Origin of the sequence: Corynebacterium sp. EPI-003-04-2554_SCH2473622 (assembly GCF_001665955.1) — a bacterium.
Classification (GTDB): Bacteria; Actinomycetota; Actinomycetes; order Mycobacteriales; family Mycobacteriaceae; genus Corynebacterium; species Corynebacterium pseudodiphtheriticum.
This window is the reverse complement of record NZ_LZMN01000067.1, coordinates 1-15,404: the sequence shown is the minus strand read 5'-3', so window position 1 is coordinate 15,404 and position 15,404 is coordinate 1. Positions and strand designations below refer to the sequence as shown.

The 15,404-nt window shown below is 60.1% G+C and carries 6 protein-coding genes; 4 read left to right on the top strand and 2 right to left on the bottom strand.

The window, feature by feature from the left end; translation table 11 throughout:
• Positions 1 to 178 precede the first annotated feature (178 nt).
• Complete coding sequence (gene mshA, locus A5774_RS07515; RefSeq protein ID WP_064834150.1) at positions 179 to 1,471, bottom strand: D-inositol-3-phosphate glycosyltransferase; 1,293 nt, start codon at positions 1,469 to 1,471, stop codon at positions 179 to 181.
• Between the two features lie 242 nt (positions 1,472 to 1,713).
• Between mshA and A5774_RS07510 the strand changes: the two genes are divergently transcribed.
• Complete coding sequence (locus A5774_RS07510) at positions 1,714 to 3,432, top strand: long-chain-fatty-acid--CoA ligase (protein WP_064834148.1); 1,719 nt, start codon at positions 1,714 to 1,716, stop codon at positions 3,430 to 3,432.
• Positions 3,433 to 3,439: 7 nt separating this feature from the next.
• On the opposite strand, the gene A5774_RS07505 is transcribed toward A5774_RS07510, so the two are convergent.
• The gene (locus A5774_RS07505; RefSeq protein ID WP_156519579.1) at positions 3,440 to 3,679 is read right to left on the bottom strand and encodes a hypothetical protein; all 240 of its coding nucleotides are present in this window, start codon (positions 3,677 to 3,679) and stop codon (positions 3,440 to 3,442) included.
• A gap of 214 nt (positions 3,680 to 3,893) precedes the next feature.
• Between A5774_RS07505 and A5774_RS07500 the strand changes: the two genes are divergently transcribed.
• The 3 genes from A5774_RS07500 to A5774_RS07490 all read left to right on the top strand — a co-directional run.
• Positions 3,894 to 5,702: a long-chain-fatty-acid--CoA ligase gene (locus A5774_RS07500; protein ID WP_082936154.1), complete on the top strand. Its 1,809-nt coding sequence runs from the start codon at positions 3,894 to 3,896 to the stop codon at positions 5,700 to 5,702.
• 252 nt (positions 5,703 to 5,954) lie between these two features.
• Positions 5,955 to 7,736, top strand: a complete 1,782-nt coding sequence (locus A5774_RS07495) for a long-chain-fatty-acid--CoA ligase (protein ID WP_064834144.1) — start codon at positions 5,955 to 5,957, stop codon at positions 7,734 to 7,736.
• A 249-nt stretch (positions 7,737 to 7,985) separates the two neighbouring features.
• Positions 7,986 to 15,404 (top strand): fatty acid synthase subunit beta domain-containing protein (locus A5774_RS07490; RefSeq protein ID WP_064834142.1); only part of this gene is annotated, 7,419 nt, incomplete at its 3' end.

Genomic DNA, 15,404 nt, shown 5'->3' with positions numbered 1-15,404 from the left:
TTCTCGTGGGCGGCGGCTGCGGACCGGTTAGTGGGGGTATTCCAGGATGCGATTGCGAGTGCTGATGGGGCAGCAAGGTTGCACAACCGGCAAGCCAGCGGCAATTAGTGGGGTGACCGTGGCATGCTAGAAGCTATGACTGGACCTAATTCTGAACCGAATTCTGCCAACGGCAAGCTCATCTTGCTGCCCCATCAGCACTCGCAATCGCATCCTGGAATACCCCCACTAACCGGTCCGCAGCCGCCGCCCACGAGAACTGCGCGGCGTGGCCCACCGCGGCCTGCCCCATCTGGACGCGGCGTTCGTCGTCATCCAGCAAATCTGCCAACGCATCGGCCCAATCAGCAGGGTCGTGCCCGTCGACAAGCACACCCGTCTGTCCATCTGCAACGGCAATCGGCAGGCCACCGACCCGCGCAGCCACCACCGGGGTGCCACAAGCCTGCGCCTCCATGGGAACGAGCCCAAAGGATTCGTTGTAACTCGGCACCGCAATCAGGTCAGCAGCTTGATACACCGCGACCAGCTCCTCCGGCGGGCGGGTATCAATAAACCGAATGCACTTGCCGACGCCCAGTTCACAGGCAAGATTGTGATAATAATCCGGGCTGGCTGCGCTTCCCGAAGGGCCACCGCAGATCACCACTCGTAGGCACCGGTCCGGCTCGCGGCGGAAAAGCTCGGCGGTAGCGCGGATGAGTACCTCGGGGCCTTTGAATTTCTGTAGCCGGCCGACGAAAGCGACCACTTTCGTGTGTAGTGGGATGCCGAGTTCGCGTCGGGAGCGCTCGGTGTTGCGGTCTGTGCCCGGGGTAAACAGTTCTAGGTCGGCACCTGGCGGAACCACCACGATCTTGGAAGGTTCGGCATCATAATGGCCGATGAGGTCGCGGGCTTCTTCGTCGGTGTTGACGACGAGAGTGTCAGCGTTGTCGACGAGTTGCTGTTCGCAGATGCGCCGGGCCTCGGATTCGGCGGTATCGTCAGCCGAGCGGTAGGCGTTTTTCACCGCCGCAAGCGTGTGGGCGGTGTGGACCAGGCTGATGCCCCACAGGTCGCGCAGCAACCAGCCAACCTGGCCGGAGAGCCAATAATGGGAATGGATCGCATCGTACGGTGCGTGGCAGGGAGCGTAGCCAGTACGGGATTCCTGCTTTGCCGCCGGCTGGGATTCTTTGTTGACGAACTGCACGATGCCCCCGGTGAAAGCAACCAGCTGCGTCGGCAACGATTCTTTTTCTAATCCGACATAAGGGCCCGCGATGATGTTGATAACGCGGAGGTTATCGGCAAGTTGCATGACCTCCGGCTGGGAGGATCGGGTGGCGCGGGTGAAGATATCGACACCAATACCCTGTTTCGCGAGCTGGCGGGCAATATTTAAGACGTAGACGTTCATGCCCCCGGCATCGCCGATTCCCGGCTGCTCGATGGGTGAGGTGTGCATAGAGATCATGGCGATGCGCATACTTGCATCCTAAAGATACTGGCGTTCTACAGCAGAACTGGAGCTTATATAGGTCGCGACCTAGAACTATAAGCCCAGCGTAACCACTAGACCTCACGCACAAACAACTTGACACGTTCCCACGAAACGCCCCACGTTGCCGGGAGTACACTGGAAAGAGTTCTCCAGTCCGGACAAAACAATCCGCACTACAAAACCAGTCCCGGTATACCCACCCAGCATGAAGGAAGCACAGTAGTTCTATGTCGGCTTTTGAATCGAAGGCATGGTTGCAGCACTACGCACCATCGACTCCGCACACGCTTGATTACGGCAACGTCACCTTGCTGGATGTTTATGACAACAACCTAGCGATCAACCGGAACAAGCCCGCGACGTGGTTTTTCGGCCACCGGATGTCCTACGGCGAGCTTGATGAGCAGGTTCGCGGTATTGCCGCTGGCCTACGCTCCCTTGGCGTCGGCCCGGGCGATCGTGTCGCGCTCATTTTGCCGAACTGCCCGCAACACGTGGCCGCGTTTTATGCTGTGCTCAAGCTGGGCGCGATCGTCGTCGAACACAATCCTCTCTACACGGCACATGAGTTGTACGATCCTTTCGTCAACCATGGCGCCCGTGTGGCGATTGTCTGGGATAAGGCCGCGGAAACGGTGGAGAAGCTACGCCAGGACCGCGACCTGGCGCTGGAAACGATCATTTCGGTGAACATGGTCGAAGCGATGCCGAAGTTCAAACAGCTGGCTCTACGCATTCCCCTGCCGAAAATCCGCGAAACCCGTAAGCAGTTGACCGCACCTGCGCCAAACACGGTTCCGTTTTCTGTGCTTGCCGACGGCTCTATGGGCGGTTCGGCGGGCGATTTTGTGCCTGCCGACGGCGTCGACAAGAACACACCCGCGCTGCTTTTGTATACCTCGGGCACTACTGGCACACCGAAGGGCGCGCAGCTGACCCACGGCAATCTGTATGCCAACATTTTGCAGGGCAAACACTGGGTTCCCGGGCTAGGAGATGAACAAGAACGCCTGTTGGGGGCGCTGCCCATGTTCCACGCGTATGGTCTGACATTTTTCGGCACGTTGGGGCCATTTTTGGGCGCCGAGATGGTTCTGCTGCCGTCGCCACAGATTCCGTTGCTGATGGACATTATGAAAAAGCACCCGCCGACATGGATCCCGGGTGTGCCACCGCTGTACGAGAAAATCATCGAGGCAGCCAAGGACAAAGATATTGACCTTTCCCAGGTGCGCAATGCATTTTCTGGTGCTTCTACTCTGCCGGTGCACACCGTGGAAAACTGGGAGCAAGCCACCTCTGGCCTTTTGGTGGAAGGTTATGGTCTGACTGAATGTTCGCCGATTTTGGTGGGTAACCCCATGAGTCAGAACCGTCGGCCCGGTTATATCGGTGTCCCATTTCCTGATACCGAAATTCGGATCGCAAACCCGGACAACCTGGATGAGACGCTTCCCGACGGCCAGGAAGGCGAGCTTCTCGCCCGTGGGCCGCAGGTTTTCCGTGGCTATTACGACAACCCGGAGGCTACAGAGGCTGCGTTCCACGACGGCTGGTTCCGCACCGGCGATGTCGGTGTAATGGAAGAGGATGGTTTCATCCGCCTGGTTTCGCGCATCAAGGAAATCATCATTACCGGTGGTTTTAACGTGTATCCGGGTGAGGTGGAAGAGACGATGTTGAGCCATGCCGACGTCGTCGAGTGCGCCGTGGTGGGCCGTCCGCGTTCCGACGGTGCCGAGGATGTCGTGGCTTGTGTGGTTTTGCGCGATGGCGCCGAGCTGAACCCAGAAGGGCTGCGTACTTTTGCCAAGGAGCGACTGACTCCATATAAGGTTCCCCGCACGTTCTACCACTTTGAGGAGTTGTCGAAGGACCAATTGGGGAAGATCCGCCGACGCGAGGTACAGTCTGACCTGCTGAAACGTTTAGAGGATGCGAGCTAGCGGAGGGCTACAAGTTCTGTAGTTCCTTCTTATCGCTTCTGGATGCAGTTTTCACCGCCCGGTTTTCCGGGCGGTTTTCTTTTTCTCGCTTTCTCTCTGCCGGCTTTCTCTCTGCCAGTTTTCTGTCTGCCAGTTTTCTGTCAGGCTGGCACAGCCCTCCCCGCTTTTCCGGTTGATCTTCACTAACCACCCCCTTACGAACACCAACTATTTTGTTTGCCTGCAAATCAGTTAATGTGCTTTTCAACGTGCCGCAGTCTGGCCCCAAAGTACCGCTTTAACGAACACACCCTAGCCAAGCGAGCCTCAATCGCCTACTGTGGTTATGGAACCAAAACTGCAATACAGATCACAATATTTCGGTGCAATTCGCTAGCGACGGTTCGTACACCCCGCAAGGTTTGCCCACCTACGGCCCAGCAAGCGAAACCAGCAAACGCCAATACAGGAGGATTGTTCCCATGTCAGAGCCCAAACATGCTCTCAACACCGACACAAACAACAACAGAAACGAGGACACAAACAACAATCCAAACGACAACGCAAACACCGGTGCGGCAACCGCATTCAAAAACCGCGCCTGGTTACAGCACTATAACGACGCCTGCCCTCCCGAAATCGATTTCGCGGATCTCACCCTTGTCGACAATTACGTCGAAAACCTCAAAAATCACCGGGATCGCAACGCCACCTGGTTTTTCGGGCAATCGACGACGTATGCGCAACTTGATAAGCAGGTCCGCGCGGTAGCCGCAAGCCTAAAATCACTAGGAGTCAGCAAAGGCGACCGGGTGGCTGTGGTGCTCCCTAACTGCCCACAACACATCGTCGCGGTGCACGCCATCCTGCGGTTAGGTGCAACCGTCGTCGAGCACAACCCGCTGTACACCCCATATGAGCTAGAAGGCCTATTCAAAGACCACGGGGCGCGCACTGCCATCGTCTGGGACAAAATCGCTAGTTCGCTGGAGCCGCTTCGCCACGCCACAGCGCTGCAAAACCTCATCGCGGTAAACATGGTTGAGGCCATGCCCGTAACCAAGCAGCTGGCGTTGCGCTATCTGCCGTTACCAGCGGTGCGTGAAAAGCGCGAGATGCTCACTGCAAAAGCCGATAACGCGATCCCTTACCGCATGCTTCTCGACGGCGCGATCGGCGGCACTGGTGAAAACCTGGAACCAGAGCCGACGCTGACCCCGGACGACATCGCATTCATCCTTTATACTTCCGGAACCACCGGCGCCCCGAAGGGTGCGATGCTTAGCCACCGCAATATCTGCTCCAACGTGCAAATGGCAAAGTACTGGCTGCCCGGAATTGGCGAAAAGCCCGAAACTCTCATGGGTGCACTGCCTATGTTCCACGTGTACGGTCTGACCCTCATTGGCGCGCTGGCTTCCTACGTCGGCGGTGAGATCATCCTGCTGCCTAAACCGGAAATCCCCTTGATTCTCGATGCCATCAAGAAGCGCAAGCCCACCTGGTTGCCCGGTGTGCCGACACTCTACGACAAAATTTCCGAGGAAGCCCAAAAGAAGGACCTCGATCTGCAGGGCATCCGCTATTCTTTTGCCGGTGCTGCCCCGCTACCGGCATCCACCGTCGACGAATGGGAAAAACTTTCAGGCGGCTTGTTGGTCGAAGGCTATGGTTTGACCGAAACCTCGCCGGTGATCGTGGCCAACCCCGTCAATGAAAACCGACGCCCAGGTTTCATTGGCGTTCCGATGCCAAATACGCTGATCCGTATTGCAAACCCCAAAAACCTCGACGAGACCATGCCGGATGGTGAGGAAGGCGAGGTACTGGTCAAGGGACCACAGGTTTTCCAGGGCTACTTAAATAAGCCGGAAGCTACCGAGGAAGCATTCCATGATGGCTGGTTCCGCACTGGCGATATGGGCGTGATGGAAGAAGACGGTTTCTTGCGTCTGGTTTCGCGTTTGAAAGAAATCATCATCACTGGTGGGTTTAACGTCCACCCTGCCGAGGTAGAAGAAACCATCAGCGCCCACCGGGATATCGCTGACGTTGCTGTGGTGGGTCGCCCACGCAAGGACGGCTCGGAGGACGTCGTTGCCTGTGTGATTCTTAACGACGGTGCCGAGCTAGATCCGGAAGGTTTGCGCGAGTTCTGCCGTGAACGTTTGACCCGGTATAAGGTTCCGCGCACCTTCTACCACTTCGAAGAACTAGCCAGGGACCAGCTGGGGAAGATTCGTCGTCGCGAGGTCCAGGCTGACCTGATTGCACGCTTGAAGCAGGCGTAGGCGAAGTTTTTGTTTGCTATCCCACGAGCACAGGGAACGAATATAGATTCGTAAAATCACGCTAATTTTGGGCGGGCCGACGTCGATACCGCTACGTCGACCCGCCCCACTTCCATTCCCCCCCTTATGCTGGAGTTTTAACAAACCACACTAAAAGCTTGCGTAGTTTATGTGAAACGACTCACTAATTGGTAGTGTGGGGACTATCTCAAAAACGTGTGATGTAAAGCACCCCTACGCAAGGAGGTAGCAATGACCGCTTCGGATACCAAAGCGTGGCTACAGCACTACGGCGATATCCCAGAAAAGCCGGAATACGAGCACAAGACGCTGCTGAGTCTGTACGACTCGAATCTGACCAATAACCACCATCGGCAGGCCACCTACTTTTTTGGCGAATCGATGACCTACAGCGAACTCGACAAGAATGTGCGCGCTGTGGCGGCTGGCCTGAAGGCCTTCGGTGTCGGCCCTGGTGATCGCGTGGCGGTCCTGCTACCGAATTGCCCGCAGCACGTTATTGCGTTTTATGCCATCCAAAAAATTGGCGCAACCGTCGTCGAGCACAACCCGCTGTACACGGCGCACGAGCTAGAAAGCCTGTTTAGCGACCACGGCGCCCGCATCGCGATTTGTTGGGACAAAGCCGCCCCAATGTTGGAGCAAGTCCGCAGCAAGACCCCGCTCGAGACCATCATCTCGGTCAACATGATTAATGCGATGCCCCGCACCAAACAGCTGGCCTTGCGCTACCTGCCCCTGCCGTCGATCCGCGAAAAACGCAAGCAGCTTTCCCAGTTCGCACCAAACACCATCTCATTTGAGTCTTTGGCCAGCGAAGCCTTCGGTGGCGACGGGCGGGAAATTCGCACCCCAGATTGTGTCACCAGTGATTCCACCGCGTTAATCCTGTATACCTCCGGCACCACGGGCACCCCGAAGGGCGCAGAGCTCACCCAGGGCAATATTTCCGCGAATATCGCCCAGATCCTGACCTTCTTCCCCACCCTGGGCCGCAACCCGGACGAGCGCGTGCTGGGTGCTCTGCCAATGTTCCACGTGTACGGCCTTACGCTGATCGCCGGGCTTGCCGTATCACTGGGTGGCGAGATGGTGCTGGTGCCGAAGCCAGAAATCCCGTTGCTGATGGACGTGATCAAAAACCGCAAGCCATCCTGGATGCCGGGCGTGCCGACGCTCTACTCCAAGGTCATGGAGGCCGCCGAGAAGCAGGACATCGACCTGAAAGGCATCACCAATTCCATTTCGGGTGCCGCCCCGTTGCCGGAAGACACCGTCGAGAAGTGGGAACAGCGCACCGGTGGCCTGCTGGTGGAAGGCTACGGTCTGACCGAGACCTCACCCGTGTTGTGCTGCAACCCGCACTCGGAAAACCGTCGCCCGGGTTATATTGGCATCCCGTTCCCCGATACCCAGGTACGCATCGCTAACCCAGACAATCTGGACGAAACCATGCCGGATGGCGAGGAAGGCGAGCTGCTCGGCCGCGGCCCACAGGTATTCAAGGGCTACCTACACAATGAGGAAGCCACGGAAAACGCTTTCCACGACGGTTGGTTCCGCACCGGTGACATGGCTGTGATGGAAGAAGACGGCTTCGTGCGCATTGTTTCCCGCATTAAGGAAATGATCATCACCGGCGGATTCAACGTCTACCCTGGTGAGGTCGAGGACTGCCTGGGGCAGCACCCTGATGTGGAAGAGTGCGCTGTCGTCGGCCGTCCACGCAAGGACGGCTCGGAAGACGTCGTGGCCTGTGTGGTTCTGCGGGCAGGCGCTGCACTGGATCCGGATGGGCTGAAGGATTACTGCCGCGAGCGTCTGACTGCCTACAAGGTTCCGCGCACCTTCTACCACTTCGAAGAGCTCGCCACTGACCAGATTGGCAAGCTGCGCCGCCGCGAAGTTCAGGCCGACTTGCTGGATATGCTGGGCCTGGTGCCGAAGGAGAAGGACGCTGCCGCCCAGCCGGAAGACGGCGGTACGCAAGACGGCGCCGCTACGGATAAGTAGCTTGCGCTGAATAAGATCCACTTCCCCGGAGTATTTCACGCCCTGGTTCGCCCATGATAGTGGCCAGCCAGGGCGTTTTATTGTGCAACTATGCCGAACATACGCACTCAAAACATGGTTTCTGAAACAAAATCATGAGAATTTACTCACATTTGCCGCGAGTTATCCACGTGAGATAACTCGCATGCACTACGGTGAGCAAAGACAACATGAACGTTTCCTCATATTTTCTGTAAAGGATGCCACTGCATGTCTTTGACACCGCTTGATTCCATGCGCGCCCCCGCCATCATCTTTGCTGGTCAAGCCTCGGAATGGGAAAAGCAGCTGCGCAATGCCGCTGCCAGCCACCACGCCGTCGGCCGCCTGGACAATTACCTGACCCAAGCCCGTAGCCTGGTCAGCCCTTACGCCCGCACCATTGCTTCCACTATCCCAGGAGCCATGGAGCGCTTGGAAGCGCTCGTGCACGCGGACTCCCAAGACACCGGCGCATCCAACCACACCACCAGCCCGAACAATTCCACTAGTTCCAATGACGTATTCCCCGCCGTCAGCATCCCGGGCATCGTGCTCAGCCAGCTGGCTGCCATTGATCAATTGCGTGACCTGGGGATGAACCTTGCAGGTTGCGACCTAGAACAGGGCTCAACACAGAACAACCCAACCACCGCCTTCGGCCACTCCCAGGGCAGCCTCGGCATCGCCGCCATCAAACATCCAGTACACGCACTGGCCCTGGCCATCCTGATGGGCACAGCAGCAAGCGTCGCCCACGGTTCCACCGATTCCCGCTCGCACATGCTGTTGATCCGCGACCTCCCGCGCGATGTCGTCGAGCAGTCCCTGAATGGGACCACCACTGGCTCAGCCGCCATCTCCGTGGTCAATGGCACCCGCGCTTTCGTTGTCTCGGGCACCCCGGATGAACTCGCAGCGGTAGAAAATAACGTCGCCGCCCACGCCAGCGCCTATAACGACGCCCTGGAGGCACGCGAATTCGGCGGCTCAGAACTCACTCCAAACTTCACTTACTTACCGGTCGCGCTGCCTTTCCACCACGACAGCCTCACCGCAGCCGCAGAGCTGACCATCGAGTGGGCCCAGGCCTGCCAGCTGGATCTCGGCGACACCGATATCGCCACCGTCGTCCGCGACATCCTGATCCGCCCGTTCGACTGGACCGCACAGACCGCCCAAATGGTCGACCAGCACATCAGCCACGCTCTGGTGCTTGACGACGGCCTCGCAAAACTCACCACCCCGCTCGTGGCGGGCACCGGCCTGTCCGTCGTTCCGGCTTGGACGCCGTCGCAACGCGATAACCTCGCTACCCCCGGCGCGCAATTGCCTACTGCGCGCGACTGGTCTGAGTTCGCCCCACGGCTGGTCACACTGCCGGATGGCAAGACGTACACGCAGACGAAGTTCTCTGCACTGACCGGCCTGTCTCCGATCATGCTCGGTGGCATGACGCCAACCACCGTCGACCCAACCATCGTCGCCGCTGCCGCCAACGCTGGTTTCTGGACGGAGATGGCCGGCGGCGGAATGTATTCCGAAGAACTGTTTACCGAACTGAAGAATTCGCTGATCCGCCAGCTGCAGCCTGGACGCACCGTGGCGTTTAACACCATGTTCTTCGATCGCTTCATGTGGAACTTGCAGTTTGGCCAAGCGCGCATCGTCCCGAAGGCCCGTGCGAACGGCGCTCCAATTACCGGTGTCACCATTTCCGCTGGCGTGCCGGAAGCCGACGAGGCCACAGAACTGCTCACCCAGCTGCGTGCCGACGGTTTCCCATATATTTCCTTCAAACCGGGCACCACCAAGCAGATCCGCGACATCCTAGCCATCGCTGCCGCCAATCCGGAGCACCAGTTGATCCTGCAGATCGAGGACGGCCATGCCGGTGGCCACCACTCGTGGCTGGATTTGGATGAGATGCTCATCGACACCTACGCCGCTGCCCGCGAGCACGATAACGTCACCATCACCGTCGGCGGTGGCATTTACTCGGCAGAACGCGCCGCGGAATACCTGACCGGTACGTGGTCACAGAAATATTCGCTGCCGCGCATGCCGGTCGACGGCGTGTTCGTCGGCACGGTCGCCATGGCCACCAAAGAAGCCATTACCTCCCCGCAGGTCAAACAGCTGCTCGTCGACACCCCAGGTATCAGCCCGGAGACCAATGGCGGTTGGGTCGGCCGCGGCCGCGCTAACGGTGGTGTGGCCTCTGGTCAGTCGCACCTACTGGCGGATCTGCACGAAATCGACAACTCTTTCGCCGCTGCCGCCCGGCTGATCACCTCGCTGGATCCAGCTGATTACCAGGACCACCGCGAAGAAATCATCGCCGCATTGGCCAAGACCTCCAAGCCGTATTTCGGCGACGTCGAGACCATGACCTACCAGCAGTGGCTGGAGCGTTTCGTCGACCTAGCCTTCCCGTTCATGGACCCGACCTGGCAGGATCGCTGGTTCGACCTGTTGCACCGCATCGAGGCGCGCCTGCACCCGTCGGATCACGGCGAAATCGACACCCTGTTCCCAGACCTGGATTCCGTCGCCGATGCCCCGGCCAACCTGCGCACCTTGCTCGAAGCCTTCCCGCAGGCTGCCACCACTACCGTCGCAGCGCGCGATGCCGCCTGGTTTGTTTCGCTGAACCATAAGCACAACAAGCCGATGCCATGGACCACGGCCATCGATGGTGACCTGAAAAAGTGGTTCTCCAAAGACACCCTGTGGCAGGCACAGGAGGATCGTTACGACGCCGACGCCGTACGCATCATCCCGGGCCCGGTCTCGGTAGCAGGCATTACCAAGGTCGACGAGCCCGTCGCCGAGTTGCTGGCCCGGTTCGAAACCGGCACCACCGAGGCCTTGCAACAAGCTGGCGTGGAGCCAACCAAGCAGTACTCACGCCTGGGCAACGCCACCACTGCAGAAGAATTCTTGCGCCAGGCCCCAAGCTTGGAATGGCACGGGCACACCATCGCCAACCCAGCCGTGGAGCTGCCAACTGAAGCCTTTGACATCATCAACGACGGCACCGAGGCTGCCCCGCAGTATTCCATTCGCATCAACACCGATTCCTACTGGGATGACCTGCCAGAATCCCAGCGCCCGTTCTATGTGAAGTCCGTGTCCATCCCCGTCGATCTTTCCGACGCCGTCGCCACCGGTGCCAGCCCGGTTGTGGACCACGACCGTCTGCCACAAGCAGTCTTTGAGCTGCTGGCAGGCCTGGCTGGTGTGGGTTCGATCTCCGAATCCGGCGATGAGATCACCGCACTGCCGACCATCGTGGAAGGTTCGGTCAACGAGCAATATCCATTCGGCTATGCCGAAGATTCCTTCACCTTGCCTACCACGCTGCTGCAGGCGCACACTGCAGTCACCGGCGCTGGTTTGGGCGACAAGCTCACCACCGCCCCGGGCACCCCGGACGTGCTGGTGGGCCCAGCCTGGCCTGCGATTTATACCGCGCTAGGCTCTGGCCGCATCGGCGAAGAGCACGGCGAGCCTGCTGGTACCGACTACCCAGTCATCGAGGGCCTTCTCAACGCCGTGCACCTGAACCACGTTATTGACCTGCGGGTACCACTCCACGAACTCGCCCGCGGCAACAAAGGCGAAAGCAATGCGCGCCGCATCGACGTCAAATCCTGGTGCTCTGCGATCGATGAGTCCAACGCCGGACGCATCGTCACCGTGGAACTGGAATTGCGCGATCACGAATCCGGCGAGTTGGTGGCCACCCAGATGCAGCGCTTCGCTATCCGCGGCCGCGCCACTGGTGCCAGCGTCCCGGCACCTGCCCCGGAATGGGGCGGTGCTGCCCTAGCTGCTGAGGTCGAGCCGACCCCACGTTCCTTCGTCGACCGCGCAACCGTCACTGCGCCGCAGGATATGACCCCGTTCGCGCTGGTCTCGGGCGACTACAACCCGATCCACACCTCCACTAATGCTGCTCGCCTGGTCAATCTTGACGACGCCCTAGTGCACGGAATGTGGCTATCGGCCACCGCCCAGCACTTGGCTAATACCCACGGCACGGTCACCAGCTGGACATATTCCATGTTCGGCATGGTGCAGCTCGGCGACAAGGTGGAAATCACCGCAGAACGCGTCGGACGCGCCGGCATCCACAGTGCTTTAGAAGTCACCTGCCGCATCGATGGTGAAGTCGTCTCCGTCGGCCAGGCGCTGTTGGCACAACCTGCCACCGCCTACGTCTACCCAGGCCAGGGTGTGCAGGCAGAAGGCATGGGCCGCGACGATCGCAACGCCTCCCCTGCTGCACGCGAGGCCTGGCGTCGCGCGGATCACCACACCCGCACCCAGCATGGTTTCTCCATCCGGCAGATCATCGACGACAACCCAACAGAGCTCAAGGTGCGCGGTACTACCTTCCGCCACCCGCAGGGCGTGCTGCACCTGACGCAGTTCACCCAGGTCGCGTTGGCCGTCGTCGCCTATGGGCAGACCGAGCGTTTGCGCGAAAACAATGCGCTGGCTACTGGTGCCATGTACGCCGGGCACTCGTTGGGTGAATACACCGCGCTGGCTTCGCTGGCGAATATCTTCGATTTGGAAGCTGTCATCGACATCGTCTACTCGCGTGGTTCCGCGATGGGCACGTTGGTCGAACGCGACGAGCACGGCAATTCCAATTACGGCATGGGTGCGCTGCGCCCGAACATGATCGGTGTCAGTGCCGATGATGTGCAGGATTATGTTGCCCAGGTGGCGCAGGAAACCGGCGAGTTCTTGGAGATCGTCAACTACAACATCTCCGGCCAGCAGTATTCCATCGCTGGCACCAAGGCTGGCCTGGCGGAATTGGGCAAGCGCGCCACAGCTATTGCCCCGCGTGCGTTCGTGACCGTCCCGGGCATCGATGTGCCGTTCCACTCCCGTGTGCTGCGCGACGGCGTGCCGGCATTCGCGGACAAACTCGACGAGCTGCTACCGGAGACCTTGGACCTGGATGCCCTGGTCGGACGCTATGTGCCGAACCTAGTGGCCCGCCCGTTCGAACTCACCCAGGATTTCGTGGACGCCACCGCGGCTTTGGCCCCGTCTGGCCGTCTCGACAACATCGACGCCGCCACCATGGAGCCGCAAAAGCTGGCCCGCCTGTTGCTGATCGAGTTGTTGTCCTGGCAGTTTGCTTCACCGGTGCGCTGGATCGAAACCCAGGAATTGCTGTTTGCTCGCGTCGACCAGATCATCGAGGTCGGCTTGGCGTCGTCGCCAACGTTGACCAACTTGGCGCAGCGTTCCATGGCCGTGGCTGGCGTCAGCTTGCCGGTGTACAACGTCGAGCGTGACCAGGATGTGGTCATGCTTGCCGACGTCACCGAGGCGCCGATCGAGGTGGATGACGAAGATACTGCAAGTAACTCTGCTGCCGCCGCCGACCAAGCCAGCCAGGCGCCGGAGGTCGGCGCCGATGCTGCACGTCCTACGGAAAACCCGGCACCGATGTCGGAGGCGGGTCCTGACTCCACAAACACTGCAGCCACCGCAAACACTGCCACCGAGGCAGCCGGTACAGCCGAGTCAGCCCCAGCGAACGCGTCGGCAAGCGCCAGCGCTAACCCCAACGCTAGTACCGCTGCTGGAGCCAACACTGGAGGCGGCGCCCCGGCCGGCGAGCTCAGCTTCACCGCCGCCGAGGCCATCATGACGCTGTTCGCGTTTTCCAACAAGATCCGCCTAGAGCAGATCAACGATTCCGATACCGTCGAAGAACTCACCAACGGTGTGTCCTCGCGTCGTAACCAGCTGCTCATGGATATGTCCGCTGAACTTGGGGTTCCAGCCATCGACGGGGCCGCTGATGCTGATGTCGCCACCCTGCGTGGCCGCGTCACCACCGCAGCTCCGGGCTACAGCCCGTTTGGTGCGGTGCTCAGCGAAGCCATCGGAGCGCGCCTGCGCCAGCTAACCGGTGCCGCCGGTGCCAAGCCTGCTGCTGTCGGCGAGCGCGTAACCGGCACCTGGGCACTCCCACAATCCTGGATCGCCCACGTCGAAGCCGAAATCCTGCTGGGCTCGCGCGAAGAAGATTCGGTGCGTGGCGGATCGCTAGCAACGATCCCAACTTCTGCCAGCTCCAAGGCAGAAGTCAACGAACTAGTTGACGCCGCCGTACAGCAAGTGGCTGCTCGCCACGGGGTGGCGGTCTCGCAAGCAACCGGTGGCTCGGGTGCCGGTGGTGGTTCCGTCGTGGATTCCGCTGCGCTCAACGAATTCGCCGAGCAGGTCACCGGCGAAAACGGTGTGCTGGCTACTGCCGCACGTACCGTACTGGCGCAGCTGGGCTTGTCCGAGCCTGCACCAGAGACCCCAGAAACCGATAACACGCTGTTTGAAACCGTCGAGGCAGAGCTGGGTTCCGGCTGGGTCAAGACCGTCACCCCGGTCTTCGATGCCCGCAAAGCTGTGCTTTTCGACGACCGCTGGGCCAGCGCCCGGGAAGATCTCGCCCGCTACGCGCTGGGGCAAGCAGATATCGCCCTGGAGCGTTTCCGCGGCACCGGCACGACCGTCGCCAAGCAAGCCCGCTGGTGGGCAGCCAACGGTGGGCAGGGCGAGCTGGAAGAGATCGCGCAACTGGCAGAATCTGAGCTGCAGGGTGCCTACGCCGAGGATATTGCGCTGGTCACCGGTGCTGCTCCGGGCTCGATTGCCACTGCGCTGATCGCGCGCCTGTTGGAAGGCGGCGCGACCGTCGTCATGACTGCTTCGCGCGTGAGCCAAGCGCGTAAGGAGTTTGCCCGCAAGCTGTATGCCGAGCACGCCGTCCCGGGTGCTGCGCTGTGGTTGGTACCGGCGAACTTGTCGTCCTACCGCGACGTCGATGCGGTCATCGACTGGATCGGCACTGAGCAGGTGGAATCCGTCGGCAATGAGGTGAAGCTGCTCAAGCCAGCTCTGATCCCAACCCTGGCCTTCCCATTCGCCGCCCCACCGGTGACAGGGTCGCTGGCCGACGCCGGCCCGCAGGCAGAAAACCAAACGCGTTTGCTGTTGTGGTCCGTCGAACGCACCATCGCGGGATTGGCCGGTTTGGCGCAAGCTGGCGTCGACAAGCGCTGCCATGTGGTGCTTCCGGGTTCACCAAACCGCGGTGTATTCGGTGGCGACGGCGCTTATGGCGAGGTCAAGGCCGCGCTGGATGCGATTATGAACAAGTGGAAGGTTGAGGCTGGCTGGTCCGACGGTGTCACCCTGGCGCAGGTTCTGATCGGTTGGGTGGCCGGTACGCACCTGATGGCCGGCAACGACGGACTGGTTCCGGCTGTGGAGGCCGCGGGTATCCGGGTATGGAACCCAGCAGAGATTTCCCACGAGCTGATGGGCTTGGCTTCTGCCGAATCCCGCGCGCAGGCTGCCAAGGCTCCGCTGCACCTGGATCTGACCGGTGGTTTGGGGGACACGTTGAACATGGCTGAGCTGACTTCCCAGGCGGCAGCGAATGCGGAACAAGCCGCCGCGGCCGCAGCAGAGGCAGCAGCCAACGCCCCCGCTGCCCCGGCGACCATCACGGCCCTGCCGAATATCGCAGTGCCTGCACAGCCGGAGCGTGTGGAAACCGGTGAGATCACCACAGATCTGGATGACATGATCGTCATCGCTGGTGTCGGTGAG

What these genes read in the sequence shown, in the direction of transcription:
- A5774_RS07495 (WP_064834144.1), top strand. Translation starts at nt 5,955, where the DNA reads ATGACCGCTTCGGATACCAAAGCGTGGCTACAGCACTACGGCGATATC.
- A5774_RS07510 (WP_064834148.1), top strand. Translation starts at nt 1,714, where the DNA reads ATGTCGGCTTTTGAATCGAAGGCATGGTTGCAGCACTACGCACCATCG.
- A5774_RS07500 (WP_082936154.1), top strand. Translation starts at nt 3,894, where the DNA reads ATGTCAGAGCCCAAACATGCTCTCAACACCGACACAAACAACAACAGA.
- mshA (WP_064834150.1), bottom strand. Translation starts at nt 1,471, where the DNA reads ATGCGCATCGCCATGATCTCTATGCACACCTCACCCATCGAGCAGCCG.